Below are 21,422 nucleotides of genomic sequence, written 5' to 3'. Positions count from 1 at the left end.
TTGTTTGCGTTCACATTATCGCATCGCCGAGGTCCGCGCTCCGTGGTTTTCCGCCGATGGATCGCTACCATTGGGACATGTCCCCTCGCCGTCCGAAAGACGACCGCGCCCCCAGCCAGGTCGACGTCGCCCGCCTCGCCGGCGTCTCCACCCAGACCGTCTCGCGCGTGATGTCGGGACAGGACAACGTCCGCCCGGAGACCGCACGACGGGTTCTCGCCGCGGTCGAGGAACTCGGCTACCGGGTGCACGCCGCCGCCGCGTCGCTCGCCTCGGGCCGCACCCGTGTGCTCGGCGTGATCGTGGTCTCGACCGATCGCTACTCCTCCGCCGCGCTCGGCGTCGGCATCCAGCAAGCCGCGGCGGCGAACGGCTACACCGTGACCACGGCGGCGGTGGCCGACCACGCCTCGGACGACGCGTTCCTCGAGGCCTTCGATCGCCTGGAGCGGCAGGGCGCGGAGGGCATCATCCTCGGTGTTCCGATCGCCCTGGACACGCCGGCGATGCGGGCGCGTACCGAACGGACGCCCGCCACCCGGAGTGAGCGCACCTCCCTCGAGGAGGACGCCCCGCTCGCGGTCGACCAGCGCGCGATCGCCCGCCTCGCCGTGGAGCATCTCCTCGACCTCGGCCACGAGACCGTGTGGCATGTCTCCGGCGACGACTACTGGACGGAGACGCAGCAGCGCAGCGAGGCCTGGGAGCAGACGCTCCGCGAGCGCGGCATCGTCCCGCCGCCCGTGATCCCGGCGGACTGGACCCCGGAGTCCGGGTACCGGGCAGGCCGCACGATCGCCGCGATCCCCGAGGCGACCGCGGTCTTCGTCAGCAGCGACGAGATGGCGTTCGGTCTCATCCGCGCCCTGCACGAGGCGGGGCGCAGCGTGCCGGAGGACATCTCCGTCGTGAGCGTCGACGACATCGCCCTCGCCGCCTACGCTTCCCCCGCCCTGACCACCGTCCGTCAGCCGTTCGAGGCCATGGGCCGCGCCGCCGCGCTACGGCTCATCACCCAGATCGAGGGCCACGACCCGGTCGGCGAGATGCCCTCCACCGACCCGCAGCTCATCGTGCGCTCCTCGACCGCGCCGCCTCGCGTCACGCGCTGACGGCCATCGTCACCAGCGGCCGTGACGCCGCTCCCACTCGTCCTCGATCGTGCGGCGACGACCCGCGATGATCCCCGCCGGCACCGAGACGACCAGCACCCCGGCCACCACGAGAAGCGGCACCTGCCACCCTCCGCTGGTGTCGTGGAGGAGCCCGACGAGGAGCGGGAACACCGCCGCGATCGCGTAGCCGATGCTCTGCACGAAGCCGCTGAGGGCGACGGCGCTCTCCGGCGTACGGGCGCGGATGCTCAGGAGCACGAGGCTCAGCGGGAACATGATCGCGGTGAGCCCGAAGATCGCGACCCACAGCGGCAGCGCGACGGTCGGGAAGAGCAGCAGGCCGCCGAGCCCGACGAGACCGGCGACCACGGCCACGAAGAAGAGCGGGCGGGTGGCCTGGAACCGCACGACGAGCACCGGCACGAGCATGGAGCAGGGCAGCCCGACGAGAGCGAACAGCGAGAGCAGGAAGCCGGCGGTCGCCGGGGTCACGCCACCGAGGTCGACGAGGATGGTGGGCAGCCAGGCGAAGGCGACATAGGCCATGGTCGACGACGTGCCGAACACGAGGGCGAGCGCCCACGCCAACGGCAGCCGCCAGAGACGGCCGAAGACGCGGGGGTTCGCCGACTGCGTCGTGATCGGCCCGGTCGAGGCGGCGACCGCGTCGCGCACATCGTCCACGCCGTCGGTGGGGTCAGGAACCAGGAGTTCCGTCGGCACCGCGCGCTCGTCGCCGCGGGAGCGCACCAGCAGCGTCACCCAGGGCACGAGCGCGAGGGCGGCCACCACACCCCACATGCCGAGCGAGATCCGCCAGCCGAGCGAGTCGGCGACGGGGACGGCGACCAGCGGCGGGAGGAAGGTCGAGACCGCGAGCGTCGTGGAGTACGCGGTCATCATGACGCCGAGCCGGTCGGCGAAGTACTTCTTGACCAGCGGTGGCAGCAGGACGTTGCCCGACCCCACGCCGGCGAACACGACCGCGGTCGCGGCGAGCAGACTCCAGGAGTCGGGGGCGAGGCCGCGCAGCAGCATGCCCGCCGCCATCAGCACGATGGCCACCACTGCCATCCGCTCCAGCCCGAACCGGCGCTCGAACAGCGGGGTCAGCAGCCCGAACAGCGCGAAGCAGACGGGCGGAGCCGCACCGATCAGCCCCACGATCACGGGGGCCACCGGGAAGTCCTCGGCGACGTGGTCGAGGACCGGAGAGAGCGAGGCGACGGCCGACCGCAGCGAGAACGCGACCAGCACGATCCCGATCAACGCGAGGGTGCGCCCCTGCCAGAGGGGTCGGCCCTGCGGTGCGCTCAGGGACCCGGACATCAAGAGGTCTGCGACCCCTCCACCCAGGCGAGGTATTCGTCCGTGACGGTGCCGGTGACGTAGCGGCCATCGAAGCAGCTCATGTCGAGGTCTTCCAGCACGGAACCCTCGGTGATCGCGGCCTTCAGGTCGTCGACCTCCTGGTACACGAGGTGGTCGCAGCCCAGCTCCTCCGCGATCTCGGGGATCGTGCGGCCGTGGGCGATGAGCTCGTGCCGCGACGGCATGTTGATGCCGTACACGTGCGGGTGCCGGACCGGCGGGGCGGCGGAGGCGAAGGTCACCGACGAGGCCCCGGCGTCCCGGGCCATCTGGATGATCTCCTTCGAGGTGGTGCCCCGCACGATGGAGTCGTCGATCAGCAGCACGTTCTTGCCCTGGAACTCCGTGGACATGGCGTTGAGCTTCTGACGGACGCTCTTCTTGCGCACCGCCTGCCCCGGCATGATGAAGGTGCGGCCGACGTAGCGGTTCTTGTAGAAGCCCTCGCGGTACTCGATGCCGAGCTTGCGGGCGACCTCCATGGCCGCGGGACGGGACGAGTCGGGGATCGGCATGACCACGTCGATCTTGTCCATCGGCACGTGCTTCGCGATCGTGTCGGCGAGCTTGTCCCCCATCCGCAGGCGGGACTCGTATACCGAGATGCCGTTCATGACGGAGTCGGGACGGGCGAGGTAGACGTACTCGAACGCGCAGGGCGCGAGGTGCGTCTCGGTGGCGCACTGCTTCGTGAACAGCTCGCCGTCGTTCGTGATGAACACGGCCTCGCCGGGCTCGACCTCCCGCACGACCTCGTAGTCGCCGTTCTCGAGCACGAGCGACTCGCTCGCCACGACCCACTCGTCCTTGCCCTCGGCTCCGGGGACCGTGGAAGGGCGGCGGCCCAGGATCAGCGGACGGATGCCGAACGGATCGCGGAACGCGAGCAAGCCGTAGTTGGCGATGACGGCGATCACGGCGTACGCACCCTCGATGCGGTCATGCGTGCGGGCGACGGCCTCGAAGATCCGGTCCGGGTCGAGGTCGACCGTGGAGGTCGTGGCCTGCAGCTCACCGGCGAGCACGTTGAGCAGCAGCTCGGTGTCGCTCGACGAGTTCAGGTGCCGGCGGTCGCGCTGCGCCATGTCGGCGGCGAGCTCACGCGTGTTCGTGAGGTTGCCGTTGTGGATGAGGATGATGCCGTAGGGCGCGTTCACATAGAACGGCTGCATCTCCTCTTCACTGGACGCGGTGCCCTTGGTGGCGTAGCGGACGTGGCCGAGACCGACGTTGCCCAGCAGTCCGCGCATGTCGCGGGTGCGGAACGCCTCGCGCACCATCCCCTGGGCCTTGGCGTTGTGCATGACGCCGTTCGCCTCGGCGGTGGCGATGCCCGTCGCGTCCTGCCCGCGATGCTGCAGCAGCAGGAGGGCGTCGTAGATGTCCTGATTGACCGGGGCAGAGCCCACCATTCCGACGATGCCACACATGGGCTCTTACTTCGCTCCGTCCGCGTAGGCGCCGACGAGGCGCACTGCTCCACCATCGACGCCCTTGGCGCCCTGTTCGAATTCGCCGGCCGGACGCGGGCCGAAGCCCACCGTGCCGACCTGCCAGGAGGGCATGCCCTCGGCGTTCAGCGCCGCGATCGCGGCGTCCTTCCTGTCCGCCGCCACCACGGCGAGGAAGCCGATGCCGAGGTTCCAGGTGCCCTCGGCGGACTCCAGCGTGGAACCGGCGATGTCGCTCAGCACGCGGAACACCGGGCTCGGCGACCAGGTGCTGCGGTCGACCTCGACCCAGCTTCCCTGGGGGAGCACGCGCGCAAGGTTGGCGGCGATGCCGCCGCCGGTGACGTGGCTCAGCGCGTGGACGCCGCCGGAGGCCTCGATCAGGCGCAGCAGCGGCAGCGTGTAGAGGCGCGTGGGCTCGAGCAGAGCCTCGCCCCACGTCGAGCCGAAGTCCTCGGCGTTGTCGCCGTAGGAGATCCCGGCACGGGTGATGATGTGCCGCACGAGCGAGTAGCCGTTGGAGTGCAGGCCGCTGGAGGCGACCGCGATGACCGCATCACCGTCCTGCACACGCTCCGCGCCGAGGATGGCATCGGCCTCGACCACACCCGTCGCCGCGCCGGCGACGTCGTAGTCGCGAGGGCCCAGGAGACCGGGGTGCTCCGCCGTCTCGCCGCCGACGAGCGCGGTGCCCGTCGCGGCGCACGCCTCGGCGATACCGCGCACGATATCCGCGATCCGCTGGGGAACGACCTTGCCGCAGGCGATGTAGTCGGTCATGAACAGCGGCTTCGCGCCCACCACGACGATGTCGTCGACGACCATGCCGACGAGGTCCTGGCCGATCGTGTCGTGCTTGTCGATGGCCTGCGCGATGGCGACCTTGGTGCCGACGCCGTCGGTGCTGGTCGCGAGCAGCGGACGCCGGAAGTCGCGCAGGGCGCTGGCGTCGAACAGACCGGCGAAACCGCCGACACCGCCGAGCACCTCGGGGCCGTGCGTCGCGCGCACGGACGACTTCATCAGTTCGACGGCGAGGTCACCCGCTGCGGTGTCGACGCCGGCTTCGGAATAGGGGTTGGTGGGGGAGGCAGCCACTCGAACAGCCTACCGCCCGCGGGCGCCCCGTCGGCTCGCGGCCCTCTTCGAGTGCAGGGTGGATCGAGCGATACCGAAACGTCCTCATCTGTAGCGTAATCATCCGCACATGTGAGAGTCTGTCGGCGAATCGGGCGGGCTCGACGACCGGGTGTCCCGGAAAGAACAGGAGAGGTGACTGTGCGCATACAGAAGAAGAGAACGGAGCGACGACGCAGGAGAAGCCGGGGCGCGGTGAGCAGCGCCGTCGCCCTCCTGGCCCTGGTCGGACTCGCGGTGCCGCCGGCGGCGCAGGCAGCGGAGCTGGATGCCATCACGGCGGTGAGGGTGGTGGAACCGACAGGCGACATCCACCTGTACGACACGCTCCGACTCGAGGCCGCCTGGGCCGTTCCGGACAGCGCGCAACCGGGGGACACCTTCTCGCTCGCCTTTCCCACGACGCCCCGCTTCGTCGGGGTCTCCTCGACGTTCCCGCTGCGGGATCCCGACGGAGCCGTCGTCGGCACCTGCACCGTCACGGCGACCGCGATCACGTGCACGCTGAGCGACTACGTCCTCACGCACGACAACGTCCGCGGGACGCTGTTCTTCCAGATGAAGGCGGAGGAGACCACCGACGTCGACACCGTGACCTTCACCACCGGGGACGGGGATCCGATCACCGTGGAGATCCCCGGTGGCGGCGTCGGCCCGCAGCGCCCCGAGCCGGTGCCGACGGACGCGACCAAGTCGGGCGTGCAGACCACCGACGGGACGATCGAGTGGTACATCTGGGTGCCCGGACGACTGCTCAGTGGAGAGCGCCCGACCCTCACCGACACCGCGACGCCCGGGCTGACCCTGCTGTCGGACACCGTGGCGATCGGATCGGTCGCCACCGACGCGTGGGCCGGCGGCCTCTTCGACCCGGCGGACTTGCACCCGCTCGCGGCGGGGTCGGACTTCGTCCTCACTCCGGGCACCGCGAGCTCGTCGTTCACCGTGGAGTTCACGGCGCCGGCTCAGGCCGACCGCCTGTATCGACTGTCGTATCAGACCCAGCTGCCGGCGGATGCGCACAACGGCCAGGTGTTCGCCAACACCGTCTCCGGATCGAGCGTCACCACCACCACGGCGACCGTGACCACGAGCGTGGCGGGCGGCGACGGCGAAGGGGACGGGCGCGGCGGGTTCTCGGTCGCGAAACGGATCGTCGGGGAGGGGGCACCCTTCGTCCCGGCCGATGCGACGTTCGCCGTCGACTACTCCTACCCCACCGCGGACGGCCCGGTGACCGGCACGCTCACGTTGCTCGCGGACGGCACCGCTCACGCCGTCGGGGGGATTCCGGCCGGAGCGGTCGTGACGCTGTCCGAGCACCGGGCCGATGCCGTCCCCGGCGTCGTGTGGGGAAGCCCGCAGTTCACCGGCGACGGGGTGACGGCGACCGACGGAGGCGCACAGCTCACGATCAGCGCGGAATCCGTCGTGGCCGTCGAGCTGCGCAACCCGACCACGCTCTCCCCGCCGTCCCCGACCACGCCGCCGACCACGGTCGAGCCGCCGTCCCCCTCGGCTCCCGCGACGCCGCCCGCTCCTCCCTCCCGGGGCCTCGCGGCCACCGGCGGCGACGCCGGCGGCCTGACCGGACTCGCCGCCGGGGCGGTGCTCGCGCTCGCGGCGGGGATCCTGCTCAGCCGGCGCGTCGGGACCCGCGCAGACTCCGCACCGGGACGCACCGGCATCGAGAGCTGACCCGGCCCCGGCAGGCGAGGGGCCCGGTCCGACGGATCGGACCGGGCCCCTCATGTGGTGGGTGCACGGGGATCAGTTCCCGCCGGCGACGTTGTCGCGGGCGTCCTGCGCGCTGCTCTTGACCTCGTCGACCGCGTGGGTCGCGTCGTCACGGACGTGGGCCGCGGCACCCGCGGCCTCGTCCTTGACGGCGGCGAAGGCCTCCTGTGCCGGCTCCTTGAGGTCCTGGCCGATGGTCTTGGCGACGTCGGTCGCCTCATCGACGAGAGGCTGGGCCTTCTCCTTGATGTCCTCGGCCAGTTCCTTCTCCTTCGAGGAGGCGGGGATGACGGCGGCCACGACGAGCCCCGCAGCGAAGGCCATGAGCCCCACCGCCAGCGGGTTGCCCTGCGCCTTGGCCACGGTGTGCCGTCCAGCGTCGGCGACCGAGGAGGAGGCATCCCCCAGTCGGTCCCCCGCGTCGTCGGCGGCGCCCATGACGCGGTCGACCGCCGAGCGCACGGCGCCCTTCATCTTCTGCGTCTGCCGGTGCACGACCTTCGAGGGGGTGACCTTGTCGGCGAGGGCATCGACATCCCTGCCGAACTCCGCTCGGGTCCGCTCGATGTCGGCGCGGATCGCGTCGGGTGAATCGCTCATTTGTTCTCCTCATTCCTCTTCACCGCATCAGGGATGCGCTTGAGGCTGTCCACGGTGCGCGGAGCCCCTTCGATGCTCTTCAACTGCTTGCGTCCCATCACGAACAGGACGAGCGCGATCACCGCCCAGATGACGGCGACGATCACGGCCGACCAGCCGAGGCCGGTGACATAGGCCCCGAGGGCCCACCAGAGGGCGACCGACAGGAAGAACACGGCCATCAGTGCGCCGTATCCCGCTCCGCCGAGCATCCCCGCCCCCCGGCCCGCACGCGTGGCCGACTGCTTGAGCTCGGCTTTGGCCAGCTCCAGCTCCTGCCGCATGAGGGTCGACAGATCGGTGGTGACCTCGCTGAGCAGATCGCCGAGTGACGTGGTCTCCGCCTTCTGCTCCGAGGGCGTGGGGGTGGCGTCGGTCATGGTCGCCCCTCTTCATCGGTGCCGCGGGAGGCGGCGTCCGTGCGGTCGTAGAGCGGGGTGTCCCCGTCGTCGACCGTCTCGCCGCGCGGCGTGACGCCCCACGGGGCGGTGCCGGCATCGATGCCGCTCATGCCGTCCGGCGCTCCGGGCACGGTGCCGTCGGTGGGAAGCGGCGGCTCACCGAGAGTGGTGTTCTCTGCGGTCCCCGCGCCTCCGACCACTCCCGCGGCGCCCGCGCTGCCGGGGACGGCGCCGGGCGTGGTCGCCGGGGCGACGACGGGACGCGGCGGGACCGCGGGTGCCGCCGCTCCCGCCCCCGACGGGGAGCCCGAGCCCGATGCCGCGCCGGACGAGGCGGACTCGGCGGCGCCCTCGGAGAGCGCCCTGGTCAGCCGGCCGGCGACGAGACCGGCGAGCGCGGCCACCGCGATGAACGTGCCGGGCTTCGCCCGCGCGTAGGACTTCACCTCGGTGAGCAGCGAACCGGGGTCGCGGTCGCCGATCCAGCCGGCGATGCCCTGGATACGCGTCGACGCCTGGCGCACGAGGTCGGCGGCGACACCGCCGTCGGAACGCTCCGCCATCGTGCCCAGCTCCCCGCCCACGGACCGGAGTCCGTCCGCGACGCGGCGCTGCTGCACCGCCGCCTGCTCCGACAGCTCCGTCTTGGTCTGGTGGTACAGGTCGCGCACCTGGTCCTTGGCCTCGTGGGCGACCGCCCCGGCTTCGGCCTTCGCCGTCTCGACGACGTCCGCGGCCTGGCCCTTCGCCGTGTCGGCGACACCCGCGGCCTCATGCGCGGCGGTCCGGACGGTGCCCGGAGACTCGGTCGTACCGCTGCCCGCGGCACCTTCTGCATTGCTCTGCGACATCGTTCTTCCTCTCGACTCCCGCCGACGGCCGCCGGCGTGTGAGCAGGTCTACCCCCGGGTGCGGCGATCACAGCGAGGGTTGACGCGGCTCGCGGAGGGCATTACCGTGCCGGGACTCCGCACGGCTGCCGCACCCGCCTACGATGGGGCCATGGCCGACAAGCCGCAGTGGCTCATCCGCGAAGACGCGAGCGTCCCCGTGCTCGTCGCGCTCGCCCTGCGCCAGCTGCTGGGCATCAGGGCGCCGCTGGACCTGCCGTCCCTCCGCGACCTGTCCGTGCGCGCGCCCGATGCCCCCGACGCCTCCCCCGAGGTCGAGGCGCAGTGGCAGGGCTACTGGGACATGACCGTGGAGCCGCGGGCCCACCACTCCGGCGTTCCGCTCGAGCTGATCGACGGTTTCGACACCCTGGTGGCCCTCCCGGCGACCGGCGCCGAAGCGCTCTCGACCGCGATCCGTCCGCATGCCGGCACCGCCCTCCGGTACGCCAACGCCGCGCACGACCGATACGTCGGGTCGATGAAGAGCCACACGGGCGGAGACGCTTATCGGGCGTACGCGAGCGCGATCGCGGAGTTCGAACGAGACATCGGACGACGCGCGCACTCGTTCGAGCTGAACGTACAGGTGCTGCCGCTGTCGCAGCGCGGGATCTGGTGGATCGGCGACCTCACGGTCGCGGTGACCGACGGCCTCCGCCGGGACGTCGTGGCGTTCGACTCCGCCATCCGCCCGGTGATCGCCGAGCTCGCCTAGGCGCGGTCGGTCGTCGTGTCGTCCTCGTCGACCACGGTCTCCCGGTCGACCCTCACGACGCGGTCGTGGCGGCGGGCGATCCGCTCGAGCACGAGACCGGCGACGCCACCGAGAGCCAGACCGATCGGCACGGTCCAGAGCAGCAGGAAGCCGAAGACCTGACCAGGCGGGTAGACGACATCGAGCGCCTGCGACTGCTCGAAGCTGCCGACCATCGTGAGGATGCCGGCGGCGATGACGCCCAGCACGACCCCGATGCCCATGAGCACGCCGTACCGCGGTACGCGGCGCACGGTCGCTTCGACGGTCTGGTGGGTGTCGTGGGAGGGCATGCCTCCATTGTCCCACCCTCTGCGGGCGTGCGCAGCCGCACGCGGAACCGCCCTCCCCGATCACCGGGGAGGGCGGTTCCGATAGCCGCCGGACTCAGACCTCGGTCGTCGTCTCGGCCGGCTCCCCCCTCCGGGTGCGACGCACGATCAGCACCCCGCCCGTCGCGGCCAGGGCCACGACGACCAGCCCGCCCACGATCCAGGGCCACACCGGGGCTTCCTCCGTGGCGACCGGCGCGCTGATCGCGGTCACCGCCGCGTCCGCCTCGGCTTCCGGCTCAGACTCCTCCTCGGCGGGAGTGCCGCAGGCGCCGTCGACCGGGATCACGGCGGAGACCGGGTCGAGCTCCTCGCCCGCCTCATACGTGCCGAACGCGGAGGCCCCGGCCGGGGTCAGCGTCGTGGGGACCGCATCGAGGGTCAGCGCGCCGTCGACCACGGCGGCGTCCGCGAGGGCGAACTCGGCGAGACGCACACCCTCTTGCGCCACCGCCTCTCCCGCCTGAGTGGTCCCGGTCACATCGAACACGAGGTAGCCGGCGTCGCCCGTGAGCTCGACGCGCGCGTTCGCCAACGTCGTGTTCAGCGCCCCGTCGTGGCCCGTGAAGGTGATGCCGCCGCCGTAGGTGACCAGACCCGAGCCCGCGGCGTCATCCAGCGAACCGGTGCCGTTCGACCACACGAAGGCGGGATACTCGTAGGCCACGTCGGCGAGCGTCCAGCCGCCCCGGGCGATGCCCTCGATGTACGTGCGGAACGACTCCTTGTAGCCCCAGTGCAGGGTCGCCCCCTCGACCGTGCACACGCCGATCTCCGTGGTCGCTCTTGCGAGCGTGAACGCGAGACCGCGATCGACCGAGCCCTGGAAGGTGAGCGTGTGCTCGCCGTCCGCGAGTGTGGCCGGGAGGGCACCCGACCACTTCACGACCCCCGCCGCGTCCGCCGTCACCGTACCGAGCAGCACCGGGGTCGAGTACACGACCACCTTGATGTCCTCCTCGTTCGCACGGAAGCCGGAGGCGGAGACCGTAGCCGTCTTCCCGGCGGCGAGCGCGGCGAGGTTCTCCTCGTCGACCTCGATGCCGGCCGCCGTCGGGGCGGTCGTCGGGAGCGTGGACTTCGGGACGACCGCAGCCGCCGCGACCGTGCCCGTCGTGCCCGAGGGAGCGGCGGCGACGGAGCCGATCGTGAACGAGACGGGGTTGAGCGTGGTGCCGTACCCCGAGAGCACGCGGTCGCGTCCGGCGTCCGTGAGGGCGGCGGGTGCCGCCGTGTAGGTGACGGCGCCACCGGCCGCCGTGCGGACGGCGCGGGAGAGGTCGAGGGTCGCGAACGGCACCTGCGCACCCCCGCTCGTCACGGACAGCGTGGCGGAGGACGCCGAGGTGATCCGGATCGTCGGATCGGCGACCGTGACGTCGAGCACCCCGTGGTGGCCGGTGAAGCGCACGGCACCGCGGTAGACGACACTGCCGCGTCCGGAAGCCGCGTCGAAGTCGCCGCCCACGGTCTGCCCGAACTGGAACTGGCCGCCGGATCGGGTGGCGCCCCCGGAGACGGCGATCGCGCCCTGGGCGATCGGTCCGGTGATGTAGTTCGTGAACGAGGACGAGATGGCCCAGCGCAGCGACCCGCCGGGGACGGTCGCGGCCGGCTTCGTCGGAGTCACCGGGGGCTTAGGCGTGACCGGGGGCTTCGGCTCGGTCGGCTTCTCGCCGAGCAGTGCGCGCCACTGTGCGTCGGTGATCGTGACCGCTCCGCGCGCGTAGATGGTGTCGGCGGTCGGCATCGTGTGCTGCTGCCACACGATCGCCTCATACGCCTTCGACCGGTCGAGGTTCTTCGCCGCCGCGTTCAGGTCGACCGCGAAGGCTCCGAAGCCGATGTTCCGGACGTACTGCATGGCGAGGAAGCCGCCGCCTGCGGTCACGTCGGCCTCGGTCCCCGTCTCGATGAGCGCCACGTAGGCGCCGGTGACCGCGCCGAGGTCGGCGGCGGTGACCTTCACCGTCAGCCCGTCCGCGGCGGTGGCGCCGGTGACGGCGGTCGTGACCGTCGGTCCGGAGGAGGGCAGCAGGGCGTTCCACTGCGCGTCGGTGACGGTGACGGTGGAGCGTGCGTAGATGGTGTCCGCGTTCGGCATCGTGTGCTGCTGCCAGACGATCACCTCGTAGGCCTTCGACCGATCGAGAGCACTCGCCGCCGCGGTCAGGTCGACGGTGAAGCCGCCGCCCGTGATGCCGCGCACGTACTGCATCGCGAGGAAGCCGCCGCCGGCGGTGACATCGGCCTCCGCGCCCTTCTCGATCAGCGCGGCGTAGGCACCGGTGACGGCACCGAGCTTCGTCGCCGCGGCCGTGACCGTGAGGCCGTCCTCGGCCGTCGCCGCCTTCACTGTGGTCGTCAGCCCCGAGGCGATGCGGTAGTCCAGAGCGACGCTGCGCTCCTGGTCGGCGTTGACGACACCGCCTGCCGGGTAGGTGTACACCCCGTAGGAGCCGGGCGTCGCCGGGGTGTCCTTCAGCGTCAGCGCGACCTGGAACGAGCCCTCGGGCGAGATGTCCACCCACTGCGCGCGGATCGCGCCCTGGTACTGCGTCGGGACCTGGGCCAGCACGCCTTCGGCGAGCGCCCAGGCCTGTGCGCCGATCGAACGCGCCGAGGACGGCGCCCCCTGTGAGGGCTGCCACGTGGACGCGAAGTTGCCGAAGACCACGTAGGTGCCCTGGGGCAGGTTCGACGGGATCGGGACGCCGCGTCCGCCGACGTTCGCGGTCGGGTCGTATCCGGTGCCCTTGACGATGATCTCGTCGCCGGCCTGGAGGCGAGCGCCCGCAGCGGGCGTGGTGCCGTCGGCGAGGAACACCTCGATGGCGGCTTCGGCGGGCGCCGGCTCGGTCTCTCCCGGGGCCGTCTCTCCCGGCTCCGTCTCCCCGGGCTCCGTCTCACCAGGCTCGGTCTCACCAGGCTCGGTCTCACCGGGCTCGGTCTCACCGGGCTCGGTCTCACCGGGCTCCGTCTCGCCTGGAGTCGTCTCTCCCGGCTCCGTCTCGCCCGGCTGGACGGGCGTCGTTCCGAATACCGTGTCCCACTGCGCAGACGTCACCGTGACGTCGCCGCGGCCGTAGATCGTGGCGGCTGTCGGCGCGGTGTGCTGCTGCCAGACGAGCACCTCGTACGTCTTCGTCCGGTCCAGGGACGCCACGGGCGCCTGCAGCGTGAAGGACGTGGCCCCCTGCTGCACGCTCGGGAAGGGCAGCGCGAACGCGGCGTAGCCACCCCCGGCGGAGATGCCGCTCTCGGTGCCCGACACGATCAGTGCGGCATAGACGCCCGTCACGTCCGGCAGACCCTCGACCCGCACCTGCACGGTGAGGCCGCTGGTGTCGGCGGACGAGACCGCCGCGGTGACGGTCGCCGCGGCCGCGTGGGCCGGCGAGCTGACCATCGCCCCAGCGGCGACGAGGACGAAGGAGACGAGGGCGGCGAGCAGGACACGCAGGCGTGTGCTCGCTGAGGGGGTATGTGCTGTGGCGTTCACGGTTCTCCGCGGCGCGCCGGGCGCGATCGATCGCGCGCCCTGCGGCGCCGCACGGCAGTCGGGCGAAGGTGGACTTTGGTTAGGCTTGGCTAAGCAAGCCGCCGATCCCGAGCGTAGAGGGGCGCCAGTGAGGGCGTCAAGTTTTAGGATAGCCTTGCCTAATGCGACGCACCCCTGCCCTGCTTCTCGCCGCCGCGCTGGCCCTCGGACTGGCCGCGTGCGCCGGGGCGGACTCCGGCCCCGGGGCGGCGGCACCCCCTGTCGACGACGCCTGCCCGCAGGCCTCGACTCCTCTCGCCGATCTCGACCTGGTCGCCGACGTGCGCGCAGCGACAGGCCCCTCGACCGCGTGCCTCGCGAGTCACGCGGTCGCGCCCGTCGAAGACGACACCGCCCCGGCGCTCCCGGTCACCGTGACCGACAGCGAAGGCCGCGAGGTCGAGATCACGGACACCGACCGCATCCTCCCGATCGACATCTCCGGCACGATCGCCGCCACGGTGTTCGCGCTCGGGCTCGGCGATCAGGTCGTCGGACGCGACGCGTCCACGCAGTTCCCCGGCACCGAGGATCTCCCGGTCGTCACCAAGACCGGGCACACGCTCAACCCGGAGGCCATCCTCGAACTGGCCCCGACCGTCGTGCTCACCGACACCACGATCGGCCCGAAGGAGGTCCGCCAGCAGCTGCGGGATGCGGGCATCGCGGTCGTCGTCATCTCCAGCGACCGCCGGATCGACACCACCGACGCGCTCGTGACGGAGATCGCCACGGCCCTCGGCGTCCCGACGCGCGGCACGGCACTCAGCGCCCGCCTCGACGCCGAGCTCGACGCCGCCATCGCGGAGATCGCCGACGTCACCCCGTCCGCGGAGACGGACCGCGCACGCATGCTCTTCCTGTACGTGCGCGGGAGCGCCAACGTGTACTACATCTTCGGCGAGGACTCCGGGGCGGACTCCCTCATCGATGCGGTCGGCGGTGTGGACGTCGCGGAGGAGATCGGCTGGGAGGGCATGAAGCCGATGACCGCGGAAGCACTCGTCGCCGCGCAACCCGACGTGCTCGTGATGATGACGGACGGATTGGAATCGGTCGGCGGCGTCGACGGGCTCATCGAACGCATCCCCGCCATCGCCGAGACCCCCGCAGGAGCGCATCGCCGCGTGATCGACATGGCCGACGCCGAGATCCTCAGCTTCGGGCCGCGGTCGGCCGACGTGATCAGCGCCCTCGCGCGAGCCCTGTACGCGCCGGAACCGGCCTCGTGACCGGCGAGGTCGTCACCCCGACGCCGACCCGGCATCGGGGACTGCGCTTCGCGACGGTCGTCGTCGCCCTCGTCATCGGCCTTCTCGTCACGGGCGTCGCGTCGATCACGAGCGGGCAGTACGACCTGTCCCCGACCGCGCTCCTGGACGTCCTGTTGCGCGGCCTCGGCATCGACACCGCCGAGACTCCGGCCGCGGCGACCGACGACGGCGTGATCTACAACCTCCGCCTCCCCCGACTGGTCCTCGGCCTGCTCGTCGGCGCCGCGCTCGCGGTCTCCGGCGTGCTCATGCAGGCCATCTTCGGCAACCCTCTCGCGGACGCCGGCGTCGTCGGCGTCTCCTCCGGCGCGGCGCTCGGAGCGGCGGCCAGCATCACGTTCGGTCTGGCCACCTTCGGCATGTGGACCACGCCCGCTTTCGCCTTCCTCGGCGGTCTCACGGCCGTCTTCTCCGTCTACCTCCTGAGCCGCTCCGGCGGTCGCACCGAAGTGGTCACGCTGCTGCTCACCGGCATCGCGATCAACGCCATCGCCGGCGCCGGCATGGCCTTCCTCACGTTCCTCGGCACGACGTCGACGCGCGAGCAGATCGTGTTCTGGCAGCTCGGCTCGCTGAACGGCGCCCTCTGGTCGAACATCCAGCTCGTCGCACCGCTCGTGGCGATCGGGATCGTCGTCGCCCTGATCGTGGCGCCGGGTCTGGACCTCTTCGCCCTCGGCGAGCGCACCGCCCGACATCTCGGCGTGCCGGTCGAGCTGCTGCGGATGGTCGTCATCGTCACGGTGGCACTGCTCGTCTGCGCCGCGGTCGCCTTCGCGGGGATCATCGGGTTCGCGGGTCTCGTGGTGCCCCACCTCATGCGGATGCTGATCGGCCCCGCACACCTTCCGCTCGTGATCGCCTCCGCCCTCGGCGGCGCCCTCCTCATCGCGGCCGCCGACCTCGTGGCGCGCACGGCCGTACCGCTCGCAGACCTCCCCATCGGCATGATCACCTCCCTCGTGGGCGGCCCGTTCTTCCTCTGGCTCCTCGTGCGGACGCGGCGGCGGTCGGGGGGATGGGCGTGAGTCCGCGCCTGCGGGGCCAGGGGCTCACGGTGCGCGTCGGGGACGGACGCGCCATCCTCGACGACGCGGCCATCGACATCCACGCCGGCGAGGTGCACGCCCTCGTCGGGCCGAACGGCGCAGGCAAATCGACCCTGTTCGGCGTGCTCGCGGGGGACGTCGCTCCGGCGTCCGGCACCGTCCTCCTCGACGGCCGCCCCGTCGCGGGGACGCGTCCCCGCGATCTCGCCCGGCAACGCGCCGTGCTGCTGCAGGAGAACGCCGTCACCTTCCCCTTCACGGTCGAGCAGGTCGTGCGGATGGGGCGCACGCCGTGGGCGCGGAGTCCGGCCGCCGAGGAGGACGACAGCGCCGTGGCGGCGGCGATGGCGACGACCGAGGTCACGGCGCTGCGGGAGCGCTCCGTCCCCTCGCTCTCCGGCGGTGAGCGCGCGCGGGTGGCGCTGGCCCGCGTGCTCGCCCAGAGCACCGGGATCCTGCTGCTCGACGAGCCGACGGCGGCCCTGGACCTCAAGCATCACGAAGACGTCATGCGCGTGGTCCGCACCCAGGCGGAGGCCGGGGTCGCGGTCGCGGTCGTGCTGCACGACCTCAACGCCGCGCTCGCGCACGCCGACCGCGTCACTCTGCTCACGGGCGGTCGGGTCGCCGCCACCGGCACGCCGGACGAGGTCCTCACGGCCGCACGGATCGAGGAGGTCTACGGACAGCCCGTCGATGTCTTCCCGCACCCGCTGACCGGGGTGCCGCTCGTCGTGGCCCGGCGCTAGGGGCGCAGCGGGAGGACGCCGGTGAGATCCGCACGCGTGCCCGAGGCGTGGATGCGCCCGGCCGTCGCGGCATCCGCCCATGCCTCCGCGCCGGTGGCGACCGCGATCCACGTGGCGGCGTCCATCTCCACCACGTTCGGCGGAGTCCCACGCGTGTGCCGCGGGCCCTGGATCACCTGCACGGCTCCGAACGGCGGGACGCGCACCTCGACGCTGTTGCCCGGCGCCTTCTCATCGAGCAGCTGCAGCAGGTAGCGCACCGCGGTGGCGAGCTCCGGCCGCGCCGGCTTCGTCCCCGCGGCCTCGGCGTCGCGCACGGCACCGAGCGCCGCGCGTCCGTCGACGATGTCGATCTTCCTGGCCATCCCCCCACCCTAGATCCGCTGCGGCGGCCCCGGTCATAAGCTCGATGGCATGAGCATGCATCCGCAGGGCGCCCGCGCCGAGCTGCTCGCCGCCGCGGCCGACCACTCCTGGAGCGTGCCGATCCCTCCGCTCGCGGATCCGGGCCGCGCCCACGACGCCTCGGTGCTCATCCTCTTCGGCGTCCTCGACCGCATCCCCGCACCGACCGTCGACGCGGCCGTCGCGCGCGACCTCGACGTCCTGCTGCAGCGTCGCGCCCCGACCCTCTCCTCGCATCCGGGCCAGGTCTCCTTCCCCGGCGGGCGCGCCGAAGCGGCCGATGCCGACGCGGTCGCCACGGCGCTGCGCGAGGCCGAGGAGGAGACCGGCCTCGATCCCGCGGGGGTCGAGGTGCTCGCCACGCTTCCCGTGATCCCCCTCGCCGCGAGCAACCACCTCGTCACCCCTGTGCTCGCCTGGTGGCAGTCGCCGTCACGCGTCGTCGCCGTCGACCACGCGGAGACCGTCGAGGTGTTCCGCGTCCCCGTTGCGCAGCTCCTCGACCCGGCGACCCGCTTCACCTCGACCCTTTCCCGTGCCGGCCGCACGTTCCGCGGACCTGCGTTCGACGTCGACGGCACGATCGTGTGGGGCTTCACCGCCATGGTGCTCGACGCGCTGTTCGACGCGACCGGGTGGACCGTGCCCTGGGACACCGCGGCCGAGCGGCCGATCGCGCTCTGACCCCGCCGACCTCCGTGCACAACTCAGGAGAACCGCGGCGGATCGGTCCGGATATGCCGTCGGATCCCGGCTGCCGCGCCGATCGTCCTGAGTTGTGAACGCGGGACGGGCCGAAACCCCGCGCACGTGCCTCGATAGGCTGGACGGGTGAAGATCCTCGTCCTCGGTTCCGGTGCCCGTGAGCACGCGATCATCCTGGCGCTGCGCGCCGAGTCCACCGCGCACGAGATCCTCGTCGCCCCCGGCAACGCCGGCATCGCGCAGGACGCGACACCCGTCGCCCTCGACCCGCTCGACGGCGCCGCGGTCACCGCCTTCGCGAACGAGCACGCGATCGACCTCGTCGTCATCGGCCCGGAGGCCCCTCTCGTGGCAGGCGTCGCGGACGAGCTCCGCGGTCGCGGCATCCCCGTGTTCGGTCCGGGCAAGGCCGCCGCGCAGCTCGAGGGCTCCAAGGCCTTCGCCAAGCGCGTCATGGACGCCGCCGGTGTGCCGACGGGCCGCGCGGTCCGCGCCGCCACGGTCGGCGAGGTCGAGGCCGCGTTCGACGAGCTGGGCGCCCCTTATGTCGTCAAGGCCGATGGGCTCGCCGCGGGCAAGGGCGTCATCGTCACCTCCGACCGCGCCGAGGCCGTGGCGCACGCGGAGCAGTACCTCCCGGCCGGCCCCGTCCTCGTCGAGGAGTTCCTGTCCGGCCCCGAGGTCTCACTGTTCTTCCTCAGCGACGGCGACACCGTGCGCGCCCTCAGCCCGGCACAGGACTTCAAGCGGGCCCTCGACGGCGACGCCGGCCCCAACACCGGCGGCATGGGGGCGTACTCGCCGCTGCCCTGGCTCGCGGAGCAGTTCGGCAGCGAGCAGGCGTTCGTGGAAGAGGTCACCCGCGACGTCGCCCTCCCGGTCGTCCGGCAGCTCGACGCGGAGGGGACCCCGTTCATCGGACTCCTCTACGCCGGTCTCATCCTCACCCCGCAGGGCGTGCGCGTGATCGAGTTCAACGCGCGCTTCGGCGACCCGGAGACCCAGGTCGTGCTCCCGCGACTGGAGACCCCGCTGTCCCAGCTCCTCTTCGCCGCCGCCTCCGGCACCCTCGAGGACCAGCCGGAGCCCGTGTTCCGCGATGAGGTCGCGATCACCGTGGTCCTGGCGAGCGAGGGGTATCCGGAGGCGCCGCAGACCGGGCGTCCGATCGAGGGTCTGGACGAGGCCGCCGCCGTGGAGGGGGTCCGCCTGGTGCACGCCGCGACCGCGAGCCCCGACGCCCCGGGGGGTTCGCTCATCGCGACGGGTGGCCGTGTGCTGAACGTCGTCGCCGTGGCCCCGGACTTCCGCACCGCCCGCGACCGCGCCTACGACGCCCTCGGCCGCATCCGCCTCGAGGGGTCCCACCACCGCACCGACATCGCTGCCCGCGTCGCTGACTGACCGTCCCCGTTGAAGTAACGCAAATGGCTGCATCCCGACCGGGGATGCAGCCATTCAAGCGACTCGAAGCCCGGGACCGTCGGCGACCGTCCCCGTTGAAGTAGCGCAAATGGCTGCATCCCGACCGGGGATGCAGCCATTTGAGTGACTCGAACGGGGTCAGAGGACCTTGGACAGGAAGTCCTGAAGGCGCTCGTTCTTGGGGGCGCCGAACAGGTCGGCGGGGGTGCCCTCCTCGACCACGACGCCGCCGTCCATGAAGACCGTGCGGTCGGACACCTCGCGCGCGAAGCCCATCTCGTGGGTCACGAGCACCATGGTCATGCCGCCCTCGGCGAGGTCGCGGATGACCTGCAGCACCTCGCCGACCATCTCCGGGTCGAGGGCGCTGGTGGCCTCGTCGAACAGCATGATCTCCGGGTCCATCGCGAGTGCACGGGCGATGGCCACGCGCTGCTTCTGACCGCCGGAGAGCGACGCGGGCTTCGCGTCCGCCTTCTCCGACAGGCCGACGCGCTCGAGCAGCGAGCGGGCGCGGTCGCGGGCCTCGGCCTTCGTCATGCGGCCGAGCTCGACCGGGGCGAGCGTGATGTTCTCCAGCACGGTCATGTGCGGGAACAGGTTGAAGTGCTGGAACACCATGCCGATGCGCTGACGCACCTCGTCCAGCTTCACGCTCTTGTCGGTGAGGTCGACCCCGTCGATGATCACGTGCCCCGACGTCGGCTCCTCGAGCTTGTTGAGGCAGCGCAGCAGCGTCGACTTGCCCGAGCCGGAGGGGCCGATCACGGCGATGACCTCACCGTCCTCGACCGTGAGATCGATGCCCTTGAGCACTTCGTTGTCGCCGAACGACTTGTGCAGGTCCCTGACCTCGATCTTGCTCATGCGTTGGCCTTCCTCTCCAGGCGGTTCGCGAGCAGCGTCAGCAGCGTGATCACGACGAAGTAGATGATGGCGACGATCGTCAGCACCTGCGCCGAGAGATACGTCGAGGCGATGATCTGTCGCGAGACGAACGTCAGCTCGGCGAGACCGATGACGCTGATGAGCGAGGTGTCCTTCAGCGTGATGATGCCCTGGTTCACGAACGACGGGATCATGATCCGGAACGCCTGCGGCAGCACGACCTTGCGCATCGTCTTCCAGTGGCTGAGGCCGAGCGAGCGCGACGCCTCCGCCTGACCGGGGTCGACGGCCTGGATTCCGCCGCGGATGATCTCCGTCATGTACGCACCGGTGTTCAACGACAGGGTGATCGCACCGGCCACGAACGGGTCGAACTTGAGGTCCGGAATGAGCTGCGGGATGGCGAAGAACACGAAGAACGCCTGGATCAGGATCGGGGTCCCGCGGAAGACGTAGACGTAGGCGGTCGCGATCCAGCGGAACGGCGCGAACTTCGACAGTCGTCCGAAGCCGAAGATGATCCCGAGGATGAAGGCTGCGATCACCGCGACGATCGTGGCGAGGATGGTGAGCCACAGACCCTGCATCAGGGCCGGCCAGTACTTCACCGCGACCGAGATGATGTCGGTGGGCTGCGCCTCCTGCGCGTCGTCACCCGTCGCGAGGTAGGTGTCCACGATCTCGTCGTACGCGCCGGAGTCCTGCAGGTTGGCGAGGCCGGCGTTGAACATCTCCAGGAGCTCGGCGTTCTCGCCCTTGTTCACCGCGAAGCCGTACTCGCCACCGAGCGCCGGCTCGCCGACGAGGCGGAAGCCGGACCCCTGCTGGATGCCGTAGGCGAGCACGGGGAAGTCCTCGAAGTAGCCGACGGCCTGACCCGCCTTGACCGCGTCGACCATGTCGGTCGTGTCCTGGTAGGGCGTGATGCGGAAGCCGTACTCGTCGGCGTTCTCCTCGGCGAAGGTCTGCCCCTGGGTGCCGGTCTTCACCGCGACGGTCTTGCCGTCGAGGTCGTCGAGGGACTCGATGTCGCTGGACTCGAGCACGCCCAGCTGCACGCCGCTCGTGAAGTACGGGTCGCTGAAGTCGAAGGTCTGCTGGCGTTCCTCGGTGATCGACATCCCGGCCATGACGGCGTCGACCTGGTTCGACTGCAGCGCCTGCACGGCGGCGTCGAACCCGAGCTGGCGGATCTCCACGTCGAAGCCCTGGTCCTCGGCGATCGCGCGCAGGAGATCCATGTCGATGCCGACCAGGTCGCCGGACTCGTTCGTGAACTCGAACGGCGCGAAGGTCGTGTCGGTGCCGATGACGTAGGTCTCACCGTCGTCGGCCGCGGTGGCGGGCGCGGCTCCGGCGAGCAGCGCCCCGGCGGCGACGAGCGCGGCGAGAGCGGTCGCGCCGGCGGTGCGGCCGAACCGCCGCAGACGGCTCGGCGGAGAGGATGGATGGCGGCTCACGTCGAGTGCTCCTCGGGGTTCGGAAGGGCGGCCCGGCGGCCGCCGACCATCCACCCTAACCCTGCACCTCCCGCGCACCGGAATCTCGGAGAGACG

General features: G+C 71.5%; 19 protein-coding genes. 8 read left to right on the top strand and 11 right to left on the bottom strand.

Annotated elements, in window-relative coordinates; all coding sequences use genetic code 11:
• The first annotated feature begins 77 nt into the window (after positions 1-77).
• On the top strand, positions 78-1,112 hold the full coding sequence (locus KZC57_RS11850; RefSeq protein ID WP_025104712.1) for a LacI family DNA-binding transcriptional regulator: 1,035 nt from the start codon (positions 78-80) through the stop codon (positions 1,110-1,112).
• Between the two features lie 9 nt (positions 1,113-1,121).
• On the opposite strand, the gene KZC57_RS11845 is transcribed toward KZC57_RS11850, so the two are convergent.
• Genes KZC57_RS11845 through purM form a run of 3 tightly spaced genes read right to left on the bottom strand, consistent with a single transcriptional unit; the run spans position 1,122 to position 5,035 of the window.
• Positions 1,122-2,444, bottom strand: coding sequence for a CynX/NimT family MFS transporter (locus tag KZC57_RS11845; protein WP_105949162.1), 1,323 nt, complete (start codon positions 2,442-2,444; stop codon positions 1,122-1,124).
• A complete protein-coding gene (gene purF, locus KZC57_RS11840) occupies positions 2,444-3,916 on the bottom strand; it encodes an amidophosphoribosyltransferase (RefSeq protein WP_105949161.1) in 1,473 nt (490 codons plus the stop codon). Before purF ends, KZC57_RS11845 begins: the two co-directional genes overlap by 1 nt.
• Positions 3,917-3,922: 6 nt before the next feature.
• On the bottom strand, positions 3,923-5,035 hold the full coding sequence (gene purM, locus KZC57_RS11835) for a phosphoribosylformylglycinamidine cyclo-ligase (RefSeq protein WP_217582783.1): 1,113 nt from the start codon (positions 5,033-5,035) through the stop codon (positions 3,923-3,925).
• Between the two features lie 234 nt (positions 5,036-5,269).
• Here purM and KZC57_RS11830 point away from each other — a divergent pair, with 234 nt between their 5' ends.
• Positions 5,270-6,772, top strand: coding sequence for a DUF5979 domain-containing protein (locus KZC57_RS11830; RefSeq protein ID WP_247641837.1), 1,503 nt, complete (start codon positions 5,270-5,272; stop codon positions 6,770-6,772).
• A 72-nt stretch (positions 6,773-6,844) separates the two neighbouring features.
• On the opposite strand, the gene KZC57_RS11825 is transcribed toward KZC57_RS11830, so the two are convergent.
• Genes KZC57_RS11825 through KZC57_RS11815 form a run of 3 tightly spaced genes read right to left on the bottom strand, consistent with a single transcriptional unit; the run spans position 6,845 to position 8,702 of the window.
• Positions 6,845-7,411: a DUF3618 domain-containing protein gene (locus tag KZC57_RS11825; protein WP_144881447.1), complete on the bottom strand. Its 567-nt coding sequence runs from the start codon at positions 7,409-7,411 to the stop codon at positions 6,845-6,847.
• On the bottom strand, positions 7,408-7,830 hold the full coding sequence (locus tag KZC57_RS11820) for a phage holin family protein (RefSeq protein ID WP_060923665.1): 423 nt from the start codon (positions 7,828-7,830) through the stop codon (positions 7,408-7,410). Before KZC57_RS11820 ends, KZC57_RS11825 begins: the two co-directional genes overlap by 4 nt.
• Positions 7,827-8,702 (bottom strand): hypothetical protein, encoded by an 876-nt coding sequence (locus tag KZC57_RS11815; protein WP_105949158.1) that lies wholly within the window; start codon positions 8,700-8,702, stop codon positions 7,827-7,829. Before KZC57_RS11815 ends, KZC57_RS11820 begins: the two co-directional genes overlap by 4 nt.
• 151 nt (positions 8,703-8,853) lie before the next feature.
• On the opposite strand from KZC57_RS11815, the gene KZC57_RS11810 reads away from it, so the two are divergent.
• On the top strand, positions 8,854-9,459 hold the full coding sequence (locus KZC57_RS11810) for a hypothetical protein (RefSeq protein ID WP_060922432.1): 606 nt from the start codon (positions 8,854-8,856) through the stop codon (positions 9,457-9,459).
• Here the strand turns inward: KZC57_RS11810 and KZC57_RS11805 are convergent.
• On the bottom strand, positions 9,456-9,791 hold the full coding sequence (locus tag KZC57_RS11805) for a hypothetical protein (protein WP_060922433.1): 336 nt from the start codon (positions 9,789-9,791) through the stop codon (positions 9,456-9,458). The two genes, KZC57_RS11810 and KZC57_RS11805, sit on opposite strands and share 4 nt — an antisense overlap.
• A gap of 94 nt (positions 9,792-9,885) precedes the next feature.
• Positions 9,886-13,332 carry an HtaA domain-containing protein gene (locus KZC57_RS16535; RefSeq protein ID WP_247641836.1) on the bottom strand — a complete coding sequence of 1,149 codons (3,447 nt, stop codon included), beginning with the start codon at positions 13,330-13,332 and terminating at the stop codon, positions 9,886-9,888.
• A gap of 161 nt (positions 13,333-13,493) precedes the next feature.
• On the opposite strand from KZC57_RS16535, the gene KZC57_RS11795 reads away from it, so the two are divergent.
• The 3 genes from KZC57_RS11795 to KZC57_RS11785 are packed head-to-tail and all read left to right on the top strand — an operon-like array spanning position 13,494 to position 16,443.
• Positions 13,494-14,603, top strand: a complete 1,110-nt coding sequence (locus tag KZC57_RS11795) for a hemin ABC transporter substrate-binding protein (protein WP_217582789.1) — start codon at positions 13,494-13,496, stop codon at positions 14,601-14,603.
• Entirely contained in the window at positions 14,600-15,673 is a 1,074-nt protein-coding gene (locus KZC57_RS11790) for an iron ABC transporter permease (protein WP_247641835.1), read from the top strand. Before KZC57_RS11795 ends, KZC57_RS11790 begins: the two co-directional genes overlap by 4 nt.
• The gene (locus KZC57_RS11785) at positions 15,670-16,443 is read left to right on the top strand and encodes a heme ABC transporter ATP-binding protein (RefSeq protein ID WP_247641834.1); all 774 of its coding nucleotides are present in this window, start codon (positions 15,670-15,672) and stop codon (positions 16,441-16,443) included. The genes KZC57_RS11790 and KZC57_RS11785 overlap by 4 nt, the downstream gene beginning before the upstream one ends.
• Here the strand turns inward: KZC57_RS11785 and KZC57_RS11780 are convergent.
• Positions 16,440-16,808, bottom strand: a complete 369-nt coding sequence (locus tag KZC57_RS11780) for a sterol carrier family protein (RefSeq protein ID WP_217582796.1) — start codon at positions 16,806-16,808, stop codon at positions 16,440-16,442. The genes KZC57_RS11785 and KZC57_RS11780 overlap by 4 nt on opposite strands.
• A gap of 49 nt (positions 16,809-16,857) precedes the next feature.
• Between KZC57_RS11780 and KZC57_RS11775 the strand changes: the two genes are divergently transcribed.
• A complete protein-coding gene (locus KZC57_RS11775; RefSeq protein WP_060922439.1) occupies positions 16,858-17,532 on the top strand; it encodes a CoA pyrophosphatase in 675 nt (224 codons plus the stop codon).
• Positions 17,533-17,679: 147 nt separating this feature from the next.
• On the top strand, positions 17,680-18,957 hold the full coding sequence (purD, locus tag KZC57_RS11770) for a phosphoribosylamine--glycine ligase (RefSeq protein ID WP_247641833.1): 1,278 nt from the start codon (positions 17,680-17,682) through the stop codon (positions 18,955-18,957).
• A gap of 159 nt (positions 18,958-19,116) precedes the next feature.
• Here purD and KZC57_RS11765 read toward each other — a convergent pair whose 3' ends face one another.
• Together KZC57_RS11765 and KZC57_RS11760 are read right to left on the bottom strand one after the other, a co-directional pair.
• Positions 19,117-19,845, bottom strand: coding sequence for an amino acid ABC transporter ATP-binding protein (locus tag KZC57_RS11765; protein ID WP_060922441.1), 729 nt, complete (start codon positions 19,843-19,845; stop codon positions 19,117-19,119).
• Complete coding sequence (locus tag KZC57_RS11760) at positions 19,842-21,326, bottom strand: amino acid ABC transporter substrate-binding protein/permease (RefSeq protein ID WP_144881453.1); 1,485 nt, start codon at positions 21,324-21,326, stop codon at positions 19,842-19,844. The genes KZC57_RS11765 and KZC57_RS11760 overlap by 4 nt, the downstream gene beginning before the upstream one ends.
• Between the last annotated feature and the right edge of the window lie 96 nt (positions 21,327-21,422).

Origin of the sequence: Microbacterium sp. KSW4-4 (genome assembly GCF_023091185.1) — a bacterium.
GTDB lineage: Bacteria > Actinomycetota > Actinomycetes > Actinomycetales > Microbacteriaceae > Microbacterium > Microbacterium paraoxydans.
This window is presented reverse-complemented; position numbering and strand designations above follow the sequence as displayed.